Source organism: Longibaculum muris (genome assembly GCF_004343035.1).
GTDB lineage: Bacteria > Bacillota_I > Bacilli_A > Erysipelotrichales > Coprobacillaceae > Longibaculum > Longibaculum muris.
The window spans coordinates 1-17,498 of the sequence record NZ_SMCQ01000017.1; the positions used below are offsets into that span (position 1 = coordinate 1).

General features: G+C 30.3%; 10 protein-coding genes and 1 pseudogene. 4 read left to right on the forward strand and 7 right to left on the reverse strand.

Going from position 1 to position 17,498, the window contains the following annotated elements; all coding sequences use genetic code 11:
• Positions 1–142: 142 nt before the first annotated feature.
• On the reverse strand, positions 143–2,710 hold the full coding sequence (locus tag EDD60_RS10995; protein WP_066449664.1) for a YhgE/Pip domain-containing protein: 2,568 nt from the start codon (positions 2,708–2,710) through the stop codon (positions 143–145).
• 153 nt (positions 2,711–2,863) lie between these two features.
• Between EDD60_RS10995 and EDD60_RS11000 the strand changes: the two genes are divergently transcribed.
• The 4 genes and pseudogenes from EDD60_RS11000 (at position 2,864) to EDD60_RS11015 (ending at position 7,085) form a co-directional block, all read left to right on the forward strand.
• Positions 2,864–3,286: an Rrf2 family transcriptional regulator gene (locus EDD60_RS11000; protein WP_066449668.1), complete on the forward strand. Its 423-nt coding sequence runs from the start codon at positions 2,864–2,866 to the stop codon at positions 3,284–3,286.
• A gap of 122 nt (positions 3,287–3,408) precedes the next feature.
• Positions 3,409–3,879: pseudogene (locus tag EDD60_RS11005) on the forward strand (M42 family metallopeptidase); the annotation flags it as partial.
• Positions 3,880–3,959: 80 nt separating this feature from the next.
• A complete protein-coding gene (locus EDD60_RS11010; RefSeq protein ID WP_066449673.1) occupies positions 3,960–6,134 on the forward strand; it encodes a bifunctional diguanylate cyclase/phosphodiesterase in 2,175 nt (724 codons plus the stop codon).
• A gap of 15 nt (positions 6,135–6,149) precedes the next feature.
• Positions 6,150–7,085: a M14 family metallopeptidase gene (locus EDD60_RS11015; protein ID WP_066449674.1), complete on the forward strand. Its 936-nt coding sequence runs from the start codon at positions 6,150–6,152 to the stop codon at positions 7,083–7,085.
• Here EDD60_RS11015 and EDD60_RS11020 read toward each other — a convergent pair.
• The 6 genes from EDD60_RS11020 to EDD60_RS11045 form a co-directional block, all read right to left on the reverse strand.
• Positions 7,082–8,056: an alpha/beta hydrolase gene (locus EDD60_RS11020; protein WP_229105434.1), complete on the reverse strand. Its 975-nt coding sequence runs from the start codon at positions 8,054–8,056 to the stop codon at positions 7,082–7,084. The two genes, EDD60_RS11015 and EDD60_RS11020, sit on opposite strands and share 4 nt — an antisense overlap.
• A gap of 75 nt (positions 8,057–8,131) precedes the next feature.
• The gene (locus EDD60_RS11025) at positions 8,132–9,697 is read right to left on the reverse strand and encodes an ABC transporter permease/substrate-binding protein (RefSeq protein WP_066449682.1); all 1,566 of its coding nucleotides are present in this window, start codon (positions 9,695–9,697) and stop codon (positions 8,132–8,134) included.
• Entirely contained in the window at positions 9,697–10,818 is a 1,122-nt protein-coding gene (locus tag EDD60_RS11030) for a betaine/proline/choline family ABC transporter ATP-binding protein (RefSeq protein WP_066449687.1), read from the reverse strand. Before EDD60_RS11030 ends, EDD60_RS11025 begins: the two co-directional genes overlap by 1 nt.
• A gap of 168 nt (positions 10,819–10,986) precedes the next feature.
• Positions 10,987–12,225, reverse strand: coding sequence for a PTS sugar transporter subunit IIC (locus EDD60_RS11035; protein ID WP_066449688.1), 1,239 nt, complete (start codon positions 12,223–12,225; stop codon positions 10,987–10,989).
• Positions 12,226–12,362: 137 nt separating this feature from the next.
• Positions 12,363–13,118: a MurR/RpiR family transcriptional regulator gene (locus EDD60_RS11040; protein WP_066449689.1), complete on the reverse strand. Its 756-nt coding sequence runs from the start codon at positions 13,116–13,118 to the stop codon at positions 12,363–12,365.
• Between the two features lie 103 nt (positions 13,119–13,221).
• Positions 13,222–17,442 carry a 2-hydroxyacyl-CoA dehydratase gene (locus tag EDD60_RS11045; RefSeq protein ID WP_066449693.1) on the reverse strand — a complete coding sequence of 1,407 codons (4,221 nt, stop codon included), beginning with the start codon at positions 17,440–17,442 and terminating at the stop codon, positions 13,222–13,224.
• Positions 17,443–17,498 lie beyond the last annotated feature (56 nt).

The window sequence follows — 17,498 nt, forward strand, 5'->3', positions numbered from 1 at the left end:
TGCAAAGTCTCATTTTTCTTCTTTTTAAGGCAAAAAAGTTGAAAAAGTTTTTGATACACTCTTATTATAGCACAAAGCAAACATTTATCAATTGCCTTAAGCAATTTTTGTATTCAAAAAATAACATGGAATTATCTCCATGTTATTCTTCATTTACTTTTTCAAAGGCTTGAGGAATGATATGTTTATCTTCTTTATGTTTAAATTGATAATAACAAATAGTTAAGATAGAACATACAACAAAGATTCCTACAAATACCCATATTTCTGTTGTTAATGATGCATTTGCCATACTAATCACTTTTCTAAATCCATCTACACTATAAGTATATGGAACAAAATAGTGAATAGATTTAAAGAATGAAGCAGATGTTTCTAATGGATAAGTTCCAGCAGAACCACCTAAGTTAATAATCATAAACACTAACAATAAGAATTCACCAATAAATCCTGTTGTTAAGTTCAATAAAACGATAATTGACATAAAGGCAGCTGATACAATAATCGCAAATAGATAAGTCATCAATAATTGTTGTGGTTCAAATCCATTAATAAACCTCAAGCAACTAATCATAACAACTGCAGCTAAAGTAGAAACAGTATACATAACTGTTGCTTTAGAAGCCCAATATTTAACACTAGACTTAGCTTCTTTAATCCCATATCTAATTGGATACATCAATGTAAAGGCTAATCCACAAACATATAATGCAACACTCATCATATATGGTGCCATTGCATGCCCGTTGTTTTCTACAACAGATATTTCTTTATGAGATGTGTCAACTGGTGATGCCATCATTTCAAATGTATCATCATTTGTTGAAATCTTACTTTGTTCAGCTCCATCTTTTAAGCTTGTATTTAATGTTGTTACACCATTTTTAACTTCATTTAATCCTGATCCTAATGTAGAAGAACCATCTGCTAATTGACCAGCTCCACTACTAATTTGTCCTGCCCCACCACTAAGTTGTGCAGAGCCACCAACTAAAGTTCGATTGTTAGATACTAACTGAGAAGTTCCCATATACAATTGACTTGCCCCAGAATCTAATGCTTTTACACCACTAATTAATGTTGGAGTTTGTTTTTGGATTTCAGCAGTTCCATTGGCTAACTGACTAGCTCCATTTATTAAAGTTGAATTATTAGCAGTAATTGTTTTTAAACCTTCATTTACTTGATTTGTTCCAGCTAAATAAGCTGTTACTCCACCAACTAAACTATCTTTTTTATCAATAGTTATTTTAATAGGCTTATTATTTTGATTTAATGTTGTAAAACTTCCACCATTTACTGAAGCATCTACTTTATCAAGTCCAGCTTGCATAGTTTGTAATGCTTGTATCAATCCCATTGTTTCAGGAGTTGTTCCTTGTTGAGTTAAAGATTTTTGGATTGATTGAATTGATTGAGATAACTGATTGATTGTTTGATTGTTTGTTACAATTAATTTTTGAGGACCTGAAACATCAAATTTCTCAATATTTTTATTAATTTCATTTGAAGTTGATAATGCTGTCATTAATTGTGTTTTTAATGTTTCATCAATTTCTGAATTATTTTTAATACTATTAATTAATTCTGTATTTAATTGACTAGAATTAGTTGCAGCCTCTTTAAGTTTATTGAGTTCGCCTAAATCTGCACTCAACTGATTATTCAATAAAACTAACGTTTGAAGCTTTTCGGCATTATCAGCTAACTCTTTACCCATTTGAGCAGATAAACCTTGAACTTTTGTTAATAGTTGTTGATTAGAACTTTTTAATAAAGTTGTTCCTTCTCCTAATTCATGAACACCTTGAGATAATTGTGCATTGTTACTTACTAATTGTTGACTACCTAAGAAAGCTTGATTAACACCTAAAGTATAAGCACTAATTCCTTTATTTAATGATTGAGCCCCTTCATTTAATTGAAGAATACCACTTTCCAAAGCACCTGTAGAACTATTTAAAGTATCTAAACCATTCTTTAATGTATAAACACCATTATGAACAGTTAAGACTCCATCAGTATAATCCTTTAGTCCTTTATTAAGTGTATCAGCACCATCTTTAAATGTTAAAGAACTTGAAGCCAAAACTTTTAAATTATCTGAAATCGTATGATTACCATCAACTAATTGATTAACCCCATCAGATAATTTATTCGTTCCATCACTTGCTTCACCTAAACCATCAGATAAAGTCCCAATTTGTTCAAAGATTGTTTGAGCATAAGTCTTTGTTACTGATGAAGAAACTTCAGCTTTAATCTTAGCAATTGCTGAATCATCCATTTTAGAAGCAATATAGTTTGTTCCTGGATTCGTTGTATAGTTGAGAATCATTTTTTGTGGTTGATCATCCAATAATGTTGTTGCATTTTTAGAGAAATTTTCTGGAATTGTAATGACCATATAATAATCACCTTTTTCCAACCCTTTATTTGCATCCTCAGCATTAACAAAATGGAAGTTCATAGAATCATTATCTTCAAGATTCTTCACAAGTTCCTCTCCAACTGCTAAAGACGAATCATTGTAAGTCACCTCTTTATCTTCGTTAACGACTGCCACAGGAATTTCTCCTGTATTTCCATATGGGTCCCACATTGATCCAAGGAAAACACATGAATAAATACTTGGAATTGCAATAATAGCTATAATAACAACGATAATCCAAGCATTGTGGAAAATGTTTTTCCATTCTTGTCTAACCATAAGAAACCTTCTTTCTATATTTTCTATAGACATTTCATATCTATGGATATATAATGTCTATAGAGTATTATAGTTAATTCAATATAAAAGTCAACTCTTTTAGATACAAATTTAAAAAAATTTGTTAAAATAAGATATGAAGGTGAAAAGGATATGAAAATAAGACAAAGTTTTGAACAAGCAATTTGTATACTATTACTCATTGGAGCAAGTGATTCTCCTATTAAAAGTCATGAATTATCTCAAAAATTAGGTGTATCTGATTCTTATTTAAAAAAAGTAACAAGACAATTAGTTGTTTCTGGATTAATTACTTCTAAAGCAAGTAAATTAGGTGGTTTTGTTTTAAATAAAAATTTAAAAGATATTTCTTTATTTAATATCTTTGAAGCTATTGAGGGAAAAGAAAAATTTGTTGAAACAACTCATTTAGTAGAAAAAGTATTTGATCCTAAACTAAAAGTTAAAGAAACAGAAGATGTTATTGTCAATTATTTAAATACCGCTGAAGAACAATATAAAGCAAAATTAAAAGAAATAACTTTAGCGCATATAATTGAAGCTGCACAAGAATAGCCCTATGGCTATTTTTCTTATATAATAAAATATTGTCTCTAAGGGTATATTATGAATAAATAATTAATAAAATTACAATTCTTTTTCTAGATAAGATATGATAAAATAAATCACAGGAGAGTGAGAAAATGAGTGTTGCTATTTTATTTGGTATGTTAAAAACATTAGCTGATAAACAAATCAAACCTAAACATAATTTATTATTAATGATTTCTACTTTTGAAGAAGTTGGTCATGGTAGCAGTTATGTTCCTGAATGCATTAGTGAATTAATTGCTGTTGATATGGGATGTATTGGTTTAGATTTAGTATGTAGTGAGTATGATGTAAGTATTTGTGCTAAAGATGGTAGTGGTCCTTATGATTATGATATCACTAGTCAATTGATTCAACTTGCTAAAGATCATCAATTACAATATGCAGTTGATATTTATCCATTCTATAGTAGTGATGTTTCTGCAGCTTTAAGAGGTGGTCAAAATATCAAAGGTGCTTTAATTGGTCCTGGGGTTGGGGCTTCTCATGGTATGGAAAGAACTCATATTCAAGCAGTAGAAAACACTTTAAAACTTATCTTAGCTTATATTGCTTAGCTCTTTCTTTTAGAAAGAGCTTTATTTTCGTGCTTTTATTGTATTTCTTCGTTATAATGATAAAGAGAGTGGTGATATAAATGAAGGTATTGTTGAAAAGATCGATTATCGTGGGACTTATTTTATTATTAGTATGTAGCGGGGTTGCAACAATATATATTAATTCCTTATCAACTAATCTTTATGATGAAACAAATGAATACTTACAAGATATTACCATCCAAACAGCAACAGCTATCAAAAATAAAATCAATGAAAATCTAACCCAACTCAAAAGTATTAGTTTGATTATTCATCAACAAGATATGAGTCAAAAAGAATTACTTAACTATCTTGATGAATTAGCTCAAAGAGATGGTCTGAAAAGATTTGGTATTGCCAACAAAGATGGTGATGTTATAACGTCTGACAATAAAACTTTTAATATTAAAGAGCGTCAGTATTTTAAAGATTCTTTAGCTGGAAAAGCAGCAACCTCTACATCTTTAATTGATTATGTTGATAATAAAAAGATTATTGTTTATTCAGTCCCTATTTATAATCAAAAAGAGATTGTAGATGGTGTATTATTTGGAACTTTTGAGACTGATAAATTATCTGATATTCTTTCTACAGCAGCTTATAATGATGTAGGATATTCTTTTATCTTTAATGAACAAGGACAAATTATTATTTGTTCTGATGATCATTTAGAATTATCAAATATTGAAGATTTAAATAAAATTTATTTAAAAGATATTGATGTAAAAGGTGATGGAATTATATCCTTTCAAGATTTAGATGAAACAGATAAGTATTTAAGTTATGCTAATATTAAAAATAACGATTGGTTAGTCGCTTCTGTTTTTCCTCGAGAAATTGCAACTAAAAAAATCCAGAACTTTATTCAAAGTGCTCTGGCAACATGGTTACTTATTGGGGTAGGTGGAGCTTTATTATTGACGTATTTCTACTTTACTCAAGGAAAAAATAAACTACGAATTACTCAATTAGCTTATGAAGATGCTGTAACTCAACATTATAATTTTAATAAGTTCTTAGAGTATTGTCATAGTACCAAACGGCTTTCTCGTTATGTATTAATTAATTGTGATATCAAGGGATTTAAATGGTTTAATGAGATATATGGTGAAGATATTGCAAATCAATTATTAAGAACAATTATTCAATGTATGGAAGAAATTTGTCATGAAGATGAATTTTGTTGTCGTGAATCAGCTGATCATTTTGCTTTATTGCTTTATAAAGATACACATGAACATCTAGAACAAAGATTATCTGATTTAACTCAATGTATTCGTGAAAAATTTACTGGTGAGTACTCAACTTCACAGTACTTCTTCCATTTTGGTATATATGAGATGAGTGAAGCTGATAATGATATTAAAAATGCTTTTAAGAAAACACAATATGTTAAAAATGATATGAAACAATTATCTAAAGATGATGTTATATTCTATCAAGAAGATGTTTTCCAAAAAGGGCTTTATAACCAACAAATTGAAAAAGAATTTGATTCTTCTCTTAAACAAGAACATTTTAAAGTTTATATTCAACCTAAAGTTAATTTAAAAACTGGTGAGGTTTCTAGTGGAGAAGCACTTGTTCGTTGGCATCATCCTCATCAGGGACTTATTGCTCCAGCGGCTTTTATTCCAATTTATGAGAAAAATGGTATGTTAGAAAAATTAGATTCTTATGTTTTAGAAAGAACTTTAAAGACCTTAGTTTATTGGAAAGAAAAGTATGATAAAGAGATTTCTATTTCTATTAATGTTTCACGTACTTATTTATTTAATGAAGGATTTGCTGAACATTTGATTGAATTAATTGAATCCTATCCAATCAATCCACAACAAATAGAAATTGAAATTACAGAAACAACTGCTTTTAATCATCAAGAGGAATTAATCCTTATCTTAAAAGAATTTAAAAAACATCATTTACGTATTGCTTTAGATGATTTTGGTAGTGGTTATTCTTCTTTAAATATGTTAAAAGATTTTCCAATTGATGTTGTAAAAATAGATCAAGAATTCTTTAGAACAAATACTTTTACGCAAATGAGAGGACATATTATTATTGAACAAGTCATTGAACTTTGTCATAGACTCAATATTGAAGTTGTTGCTGAAGGAGTAGAAACTAAAGAACAAAAAGATTTCTTAGTGAAGCATCATTGTGATTATGTTCAAGGATATTATTATTATAAACCTATGCTTATTAAGGATTTTGAGAAACATTTTATTAAGTAACAGAAGGAGATAAATATGAATATATTGGATATAACAATATCTCAAGGTGAGAAAAAACAAGTCTATATCAAACCTGATGTTGATGAGTATGAAATTCCAACAACCATAATATGTGGAAAAGAACCAGGAAAAACTTTATTAATTACTGCACAAATTCATAGTTGTGAATATCCTGCAACACCAGCAACAATTCGTTTAGCTCAGGATCTTGATCCACAAAAAGTAAAAGGACAAATTATTATTATGCATTGTGTGAATGTTAATGGGTTTTATCAACATGTTTCTGGTGTTATTCCTGAAGATCATTTTAATCTTAATAGTCATTATCCTGGTAAAAAAGATGGTACTGTGGGTGAGAGAATTGCATATTTCTTTGTTGAGAAGGTCTTTCCTCATATTGATTTTATTATTGATATGCATAGTGGTGGGATTCGTGAAACATTAACTCCATGTTTATTCTATCCAGTTGTTATGGCAAAAGAATCATTAGAAGTGGCTAGTGCTTTGAGTATTCCTTATTTGATTGCCTCACATGCCACAACGGGTGAATATAGCTATGCTGCAACATATTTCCATATTCCAGGTTTACTTTTAGAAAGAGGATTTGGTGGAAGATGTGAAGAAGAATGGATTCAAGACGACTACATAGATTTAAGATTAGCTTTAAATAAGATGGGAATGTATGAATATGAACATACTGTTGATGTTCAACAATTTAATTCTGTTGACACAATATATTTAACGAGTCATCAAAAAGGTTTATGGTATCCTCAAATCAAAGCTGGACAGCATATTAAGAAAAATCAGTTATTAGGCTGTGTAAAGGATTTTTTTGATCAAGTAATTGAAAATTATTATGCTAAGGATGATGGAATTGTTTTCTATTATACTCATTGTTTAGCGGTTAGAGAGGGTTATCCTTTAGTTGCATATGGAAAAAATAGAGATTAGTTATTAATCTCTATTTTTTGATCTATAAATTGAAATACTTTATCCCAATAAGCTTGAGGATTATAATCTTTAGCTTCGGCATGTCCTGCTTCTTCTACAAGATATAAGTCTTTAGGTGCATTGGTTGCTTTATACACTTCATAAACCATTTCAGTAGGTACAAAATCATCCTTACCTCCATGTATAAATAAAATAGGTTTATCATTCTTCTTTAATTGTTCAATACTAGAAGCTTCCTTAAAATCATAACCGGCTTTTAATCTAGCCACTAAATTAGAAATATCTAAGATTGGAAAAGTTGGTAAGTGAAAACGTTTCTCAAGTTCACTTGCAAAGATATCCCAAACACTAGTATAACCACAATCTTCAACATACCCAACAACATGTTCAAGTTGATCACCAGCACACATCATAACTGTTGCTCCACCCATTGAAACACCATGTAAAATAATTTTAGCTTGTGGATCTTTTTTTACAATCCAATCAACCCAACAAGCAATATCATCTTTATCTAACCAACCCATACCAATGAGTTCTCCTTCACTTTTTCCATGAGCACGATTATCAGGTAAAACAACATGATAACCTTTCTCATAATAAGCTGCACCATAAGACATCATATTTGAATGATTTGATTTATACCCATGTATTAAAATCGTCCACATATGATGATTTTCTTTTTGCATTAAGTATTTTCCTTTTAAAGCAATACTATCATTAGCTGCAACAATCATTGGTTTTGTTGTTTTTTCAAAATCTTCAGCTTTTTTTCCTTCAGTTTGTTTATTCAAAGCAATCTGTTTTTGTGCTCCCTCTAATATATTTATCTGTTCATCTTCATCAATTACTCTTTGATCAGAATTACTAACTGGAGATAAGGCATAATTCACAAAATAAACTCCTACACCATATCCAGCACTCAATAACAAACAAAAAATAATAAACCCTATCAAAAATCCCTTTTTTTTCATTTCTTTCAACCCTTTCATGTTTATACATTTTATATAAAATTTTTTAATTAATCAAGAAAAAAGAGTAGAAATTGTCTACTCTTTGATTAATTGATTTTTAATTAAGAAATCTTTTGCAACATCTTTAGGTTTTTGTTTTAATTCATCTACTCTATAATTTAAATCAACCATAACATCTTCATTTAAATAATTTTGCAGTTGATTTATATAAGTAATGATTTCTGGACATTCTTCTTGGATACGATCATTGATAATTGGAATAGCATGATATGGCAAGAAGAAACTTTTATCATCTTTTAAGACTTTTAAATCATATTTCTTTAATAATCCATCTGTTGAATATGCATCTATGACATCACATTCATGGCTTTCTAAAGCTGTATAACGAGGTGAATTATCAATTGGAATAATCTTTTTAAATTTTATAGGATAGGTTTTTTGTAAACCAATGAGACAATCTTTTCTTTCAACAAATGTTAATGTTGGTGAGAATATTAATTGTTTTGAAACTTTACATAAATCACTGATTGTTTCAATATTATATTTTTTAGCTGTATCTTTTCTCATAGCTAAAGTATAAGTATTATTAAAACCTAGTGGTTCTAAGACTGTTAATTGATAACGATCCTGCATTTCTTTTTTTACTGTATCATACACTTCATTAACATTACTATTTGGCTCTAAACCTAAAATACTACCATATATAGTACCCGTATAATCAACATACATATCAATACTTCCACCATTAATCGCATCCAATACAATTGAACTTGAACCAAGTGATAAAGCTTGTTCCACTGCAACATCTGTATTTCCTTCAATCAAATACTTTAACATATAATTCAAGGTTTCCTGTTCCGAAAAATCCATACTACCAATCTTAATTGTTACTGACTGACTCTTTGTTCCCATATTTGTATAAATAAAACTACCTGCTAAAGCAAAACATGTTAAAACAATAATAAGCTTATCAATAACATCTTTTATTGGACTTCTTTTCACTGAAAGCTGGAAGCTTTTTGGTGTTACCGTGCGCTCTAAGATAGAGAAAATATAATCAATTAATAAAGCAAGCAAACATGCTGGAATAGCTCCTGCTAGAATCTGATCCGTATTGGTTGTACGAATTCCTGCATAAACAAGATATCCTAAACCACCTGCACCAATGAATGCCGCTAAAGTCATTAACCCAACAGAACTTACCGCACTAATTCTAACACCAGCCATGATAACTGGAGCAGCAAGTGGAATTTGTACTTTATAAAGAACTTGTAATCGAGTTAATCCAATCCCTTTGGCTGCTTCTAGAGTTTCTTCATTAATACTATCTAATCCAGCAACTGTATTTTTAATAATTGGTAATAAAGAATAAAGTATAACCATGACAATAGCTGGTTTTGTTCCAATCCCTAATAATGGAATCATAAATCCTAATAATGCCATTGAAGGGATAGCTTGGATAATATTAGCAACTGCCATAACTGGTTTTTTAGATGGTTTAAAATAAGTTATTAATATACCAAGTGGTACTCCAATTACAATTGATATTAAAATAGCTAATACCGTTAATTGAATATGTTGAGCAAATAAACCTAATATTGATGAAAAGTTTTGGATAAAATAATTTATAAATTCACTCATTATTCTCCCTCACTTTCATCATATTTTTTAGAAAGAGTTGTTACTAAGGTACTCTTAGTTATTAAACCAGATAAAATACCATCATCTACAACTGGTATAGTATACATATCCTTTTCCTTAGCAATGTTTAAAACATCAACAATTGATTCAAGTGAGGATACCGTCACACAGTTTTGATTCATGACATCACTAACACGTTTACTCTTATTTTCTTCTAAAGCTGCCTGTGCAGCATTAATAACTCCCATAAAATGCCGATCTTTATCAATAACCATCAAACTATCAACCCGGAAGTTAAACATAATATTTAAAGCTTTAATACATTTTAAAGAATGTCGACAAACAATTGGTTCTTCAATCATAATATCATGTGCTTTAATTAATTCAGGTGAATCCCAAATACGTTTCTTTCCAACAAAGTTTAAAACAAAATCATTAGCAGGATGTTTTAAGATTTGTTCAGGAGTATCATATTGCTGAATCTTTCCATCACTCATAATACAAATACGATCAGCTAATTTAATAGCTTCAGCCATATCATGGGTTACAAAGACAATCGTTTTTTGGACATTTGCCTGTAATGTTAATAATTCATCTTGAAGTTGGCTTCTTGTAATTGGATCAAGTGCACTAAAAGGCTCATCCATTAAGATAATATCTGGTTCACTAGCAAATGCTCTAGCAACACCTACACGCTGTTGTTGACCACCACTCATCTGTTCTGGATATTTATCCATATATTCATCTGGATCTAAACCTACCATATTTAAGACATTTTTAACTTTATCTATCAAATGTTTATCTTTTTTATTTTTGAGTTTTGGAATCAATTCAATATTTTCTCTTACAGTCATATGAGGAAATAAACCTGTCTGTTGAATTACATAACCAATATTACGTCTTAAATCTATTTCATTTTCTTGACTTATATCTTTTCCATTTACAAGAATTGTTCCTTTGGTTGGTCTAATCAGCTTATTAACCATCTTTAAAGCTGTTGTCTTTCCACAACCACTAGGACCAATAATACATACAAATTCTCCATCATTTATCGTAAAAGAAATATCTTCTAATACATGCTTTTCTTTGAAGGATTTATAAATATTTTTAAATTCAATCACATCAATCACTTCCTTTTCTTTCATTCTATGCCTAAATTGTGACTGTTTCGTGAATTTTCAAACATAAAATTTATCTTTATTGTACACCTAATTTATGAATTTGTTATAGTTTGTCTTAGAATTTTTGTATTTATTAAAAAAACTGGACATAAATCCAGTTTTTGTTTATTATTTCTCTTGAATTTTTTCATCTTTGAGTAATTGTTTTTCTGCAACTTTAAAAAATGGGATATAAATAACGACTGCCATCACAATTTCAATTGCAGACCAGACAGCTGCACGCCAATCCCAGCCGGTTGCCATTAATGGGCCGATGATTGGCGGCATTGTCCATGGTACTAACGTAACGGGAGCATTCACTAATCCTACCAGCATAACGAGATAACTTGTTGCAGCAAGAATCAAAGGAACAAGTATAAATGGGATCATCATTAATGGATTCATGATGATAGGGAAGCCAAATATAACTGGTTCATTTATTTCAAACAAGCCACTTGGTAAAGAAATTTTTCCTAATTGTCGATAAGTTTTACTCTGTGATCTTAGCATCAAAAAGACTAACGCTAAAGTTGCTCCCGTTCCACCAACATTAACAAATAAACTACTAAAGCCTGCTGATGTAATGTAAGGCAAAGGTAAATGTTTTGCATAAGCCAACCCATTTGCAGTTACAAACTGCATGAAGATTGGATCAGCAACACCTTCAAGTGCCATATCTCCATGAATCCCTGCACACCATAATAGACTAACTAAAAAAGTATAAACAACAATTCCTGGTAAAGTATTTAATGCAAATAATAAAGGAGAGAATATTTGTTGAATAAACCCATTAATATTAAAATGCAATGGTACTCTGACCAACCAAAAGAGAAATAGTGTCAAAACGGCAGGAACCAATGAGATAAAAGAATTACTAACTGCTGGTGGTACACCTTCAGGCAAATGAACAACCCAATTTTTACGAATACATAAATGATAAATCTCGACTGCAACAATTCCTGAAATAATTGCAGTAAATAATCCTGTTGAATCAAATCCGGCAGCATCAATTGTAAAATCATCTGATAATTGTGTAATAATAAAAGCAACAAGTGCTAATGCTCCCCCAGAAATACCATTCAAATCATAACTAACAGCTAACTCATAACCAATACCTACAGCTGCTAATAAAGCAATAATTCCAAAAGATGCATTAACTGCAGCATTGATCATTCCCTCATATGGCTTCAAAAAATTCATCCATGCATCAATTGGAATATTTCCAACAATCAAAAACATACTTCCTGCAATGATAGCTGGTAAAGTTACAACCAAACCATTCCTAACCGCCACTAAATGACGCTGATTAGCAACCTTAGCTAGTGGAGGAATTAATTTGTTTTGAATCCAATCAAATAAATTATCCATAACAAACTCCTTTCTTTTTTATTTTAAAGACCTTTTCTATATTCATTATAGAATTGCCTTTTCTTAATGTAAATAAATTAGAAAGAAGTCGAAAGTTGTTACTAAGAGTGTTATTTTTTACAAAATAAAACACTCTGTTACATGTCTTTATGTTTTTGATAATAAACTTCACGTGCTAAGTACTCTAATAAATAAACCACTGGTAATTGTGATGTAATATTGGTTTCTTGATATGTTTCTACATTGATATAATAAGGAATATTTAAATCAGAGATTCTCGCTATGGTAGAATTAGCACTATTGGTCATTGATATAACTTTAATGTGGTGTAAACGAAAACGATTGATATAATCAACAACATCTTCATTTTGTCCACTTACAGAAAATACAATTAAACAAATATGTTCATCAAATTGTTCAGAAACATAATAAACTGGACTATTTTGTGGATCAGTTACAGCTAATGAAAACTTATATAATGAAGAAAACAAATTAGCTCCATAAGTTGCCATAATTCCTGAAGTACCTATTCCAACAAAGAATAACAATTCTGATTGTAAAATAAAATCAATAGCTTGCCCAAGTTTTCTTTGAAAATCTGGTTGCGTTGTTCTTTGTAAAAATTCTGTGAAGATTGTTTGATCAAGAGATTGAATGAGGGTATTATTTTCTTTAATACTTTTTGCATAATGGTACAGTTGAGATTTAAAATCAGCATATCCTTGACACCCAAATTTTTTACAAAACCGTAAAATAGTTGTTGTACTTACATATGTTGCATCAGCTAACTCTCTAATACGCATATAGATAACCTTATCCAAATTCGCATTAATATAATTATAAATAGCCATTTCTGTAGGCTTTAATTCTACTTCCTCCAATAAAAATAACATATCCTCACTTCCTCACGTTTTTCATCATAGCACTTCCCTTTCCTAACAACAACTATTACACTTGATTGCAAAAAGCAAAAAAACAGATACAATGCGTATCTGTTTATTCTTGCATATTCTTAAATGCTGTTGAAAGCATTAATTTAATACGATTCAATTGATTGACTTCACTAGCTCCTGGATCATAATCAACAGCCACAATATTACTTTGTGGATACTTCTTACGTAAAGCTTTAATAACCCCTTTACCCGTAACATGATTTGGTAAGCACGCAAATGGCTGCATACAAACAATATTTGGTGCTCCTTCTTCAATTAATTCAATCATTTCACCAGTTAAGAACCAACCTTCACCCGTCATATTTCCCATTGATACAATTTCAGTTGCCTTTTTAGCAATTTGATCAATTGGTGTAGGAGCATCAAAACGCTTAGAAGCTTTCAAAGCTTTAATCATATCTTTTCTTAGATAATCAACAAACCAAATTGCAAAGTTACATAACCAAACTGAAGATTTCTTGACATCAAAATGTTCATGTTCATACCAAGTATTATAGAAACAATATTGGAAGAAATCTATTAAATCCGGCATCACAGCTTCGCCACCTTCTGATTCAATGATATCAACAATTTGATTATTAGCTGTTGGATGGAATTTAACAAGAATTTCTCCAACCAAACCAACTCTAGGTTTTTTAATATCTAATAATGGTAACTCATCAAAGTCTTTAACAATTTGATAAACATTTTGTTTAAATTCTTTCATACTACCATTTTCAACATTCTTTTTACATTTTTCTACCCATGATTCATATAATTCATTAGCTGAACCTGGTGTTGCTTCATAAGGTCTTACTCGATAAAGAACACGCATGAATAAGTCTCCATACATAGCTCCAATGATAACCTTTTTAGCAACTTTATAGGTAATTTTGAAACCAGGATTACTTTCTAAACCAGAAAGATTAGCTGAGATAACTGGGATATGTTCCATTCCTGCATCTTTTAAAGCTTTTCTAATGAAAGCAATGTAGTTTGTTGCACGACATCCTCCACCTGTCTGAGATATCATTAAAGCAACTTTATTTAAGTCATACTGACCACTATTTAATGCATTCATCATTTGACCAGTGACTAAGATACTTGGATAACAAGCATCATTATTCACATATTTTAATCCCTGTTCCACAGCATCTTTATCAACTGAAGGTAAAACAACAAAGTTATATCCTTCTGAGTTCATAGCTGTTTCAACAAATTGGAAATGTAATGGTGACATCTGTGGACATAGGATTGTATATCGATCATCTTTCATTTCTTTTGTGAAAGGGACTTTCACTTGTTCATATTTTTTAGATAAATCTATAATATCTTCTTTTTTATCAACTGTTGCCTTTAAAGAACGTATACGTATACGAATAGCTCCTAAGTTACTTCCTTCATCAATCTTAATTAAAGTATAAATCTTATTTCTTGCTTTTAAGATTTCAGCAACTTGATCTGCTGTCACAGCATCTAATCCACATCCAAATGAAGTTAATTGAATTAATTGCAAATCAGATTGAGAAGATACAAAAGAAGCTGCTTTATACAAACGAGAATGATATGTCCATTGATCAACAACTCTTAACTTCAAATGTTCTTCATCCAAATAACAAACACTATCTTCACTTAATACTACAAAACCTTCACTTGTGATTAAATCAGGAATCCCATGATTAATCTCTGGATCAATATGATAAGGACGACCAGCCAAAACAATCCCTTGGATATGATGTTCACGCATATAATCCATAGCACGTTTTCCTTCTTGGCGAATATCTTGTTGACAATGCTTTAATTCTTCATAAGCTCTATCAATCGCATTATGTAATTCATTATCACTTAAATTAAATTCTTTTAATTCTTCTTTTAAGACATTGAATAATGTTTTAGGGTTATTTAATGATACAAATGGATTTTTAAAGTTAATATGATTTTGTTGTAAACTATCCACATTATTTTTAATAACTTCTGGATATGATGCAACAACTGGACAATTATAATGATTTCCAGCATCTTCGTTTTCCAATCTTTCATAGGCAACAGAAGGATAGAAAATAAATGAAATACCCTTTTGAATTAAACTTTCAATATGTCCATGAGTAATCTTTGCTGGATAACATGCACTTTCACTTGGAATAGATTCTATACCCTTTTCATAAATCGCTTTAGATGATCTTGGTGAAAGAACAACTCTAAACTTTAATTCAGTAAAGAAAGTATGCCAGAATGGATAGTTTTCATAAATATTTAAAGCTCTTGGTATACCCACTACACCTCTTGAAGCATCTTCAATAGGTAAAGAATGATATTGGAATACACGACGATATTTATAATCAAATAAATTAGGTAATGTCTTTGATTTTAAAGGTAAATTAGCTCCACGTTCACATCTATTTCCACTAATAAACTCTCTACCATCATTAAATGAAGTAATTGTCAACATACAATTATTCGTACATTTGCCACAATTGCGCATTGTATTTTCATAAGTTAAATTCTCTAACTCTGCTAATGATAAAATTGTAGAACCCTTATGATCATCTCTTTCCATGGCTATCTTAGCCATTCCATAAGCTCCCATTAACCCTGCAATATCAGGACGAATAACTTCAATATCAGCTTCTTTTTCAAAAGCTCTTAAAACAGCTTCATTATAAAAAGTTCCACCTTGTACAACAACATTCTTACCAATTTGATCTTTATTTCTTAATTTAATAACTTTATATAAAGCATTCTTAATAACTGAATAAGATAAACCCGCGGAAATATCAGCTAACGTCGCTCCTTCTTTTTGTGCTTGTTTAACCTTAGAATTCATAAAGACAGTACAACGGCTTCCTAAATCCAATGGATGTTTTGAAGTTAAGGCAAGTTCAGCAAATTCATCAATCTCATACCCTAATGAATGAGCAAATGTTTCTAGAAATGAACCACACCCTGATGAACATGCTTCATTTAACGTAATGTCTTGAATAACATCATCTTTTATTGTGATGGCTTTCATATCTTGACCACCAATATCTAAGATAAAATCAACATTTGGTTGGAAATGTTTAGCTGCTGTATAATGAGCAATTGTTTCAACTTCTCCAATATCAACTTTTAAAGCTGCTTTAATCAATGCTTCACCATATCCAGTTACCCCAGCTTTTTTAATTTCACAACCCTCTGGAATTAAGGCATATACTTCTTTCATTATTCTTATAATTAAATCTAAAGGATTTCCTTCATTTGAATTATAGAATGAATAAAGAATTGAGCCTTCATTATCAATTAATATAACCTTTGATGTTGTTGAACCAACATCAATTCCTAAATAAATATCACCTTTATATTTTTTTATATTTCTTTTCTTTGTCATTGCTTGTAAATGACGTTCTCTAAATCCTCTTAATTCATCTTCATTATGGAAAAGTGGTTCTAATGTATGACTAGATTCATTTCCTTGACTCTTTAATTCTTTTAATTGTTGAATTAAATCTTTTAATGCAATAGCTTGTTCTACTTCTTTAGCATTTAAACAAGCTCCCATAGCAACAAACAATTGAGAATTATCTGGGAAAATAATTTCATCTTCTTTTAAATTTAATGTTTCAATAAAACGTAAACGTAATTGATCTAAGAAATAAAGTGGTCCCCCTAAGAAAGCAACTTTTCCTTTGATTGGTTTTCCACATGCTAAACCACTAATTGTCTGATTAACAACAGCCTGAAAAATAGAGGCAGCAATATCTTCCTTTTGAGCTCCTTCATTAATTAATGGTTGGACATCAGTTTTAGCAAAAACACCACAACGAGATGCGATTGGATAGATACGTTTATGATTCTTAGCTAGATCATTTAAACCAGATGCATCAGTTTGAAGGAGAGTTGCCATTTGATCAATAAACGCTCCTGTTCCTCCAGCACATGTCCCATTCATTCTTTGTTCTAATGAACCTTCAAAATAGGTAATCTTCGCATCTTCTCCACCTAATTCAATAGCAACATCAGTACTTGGAATATATGTTTCAATTGTCTTAGTACAAGCAATAACTTCTTGTACGAATTTAATATGTAAAGATTCAGAAATAGATAAACCACCAGAACCAGTAATTACTGGATGAATATCCATATCAGGATACTGTTCATTGATTTCTTCTAATAAAGTTAAAATTGTATTTCTAACATCTGAATTATGTCTCACGTAATTTGAATATAAACATATATCCTTCTCATCTGTTAAATAAGCTTTAACTGTTGTTGATCCAACATCGATTCCTAAATAAAATTGACTCATACTCTTTCTCCTTCGCTTATTATCCAACCAACCACCATTTTATAAATACTAAACAA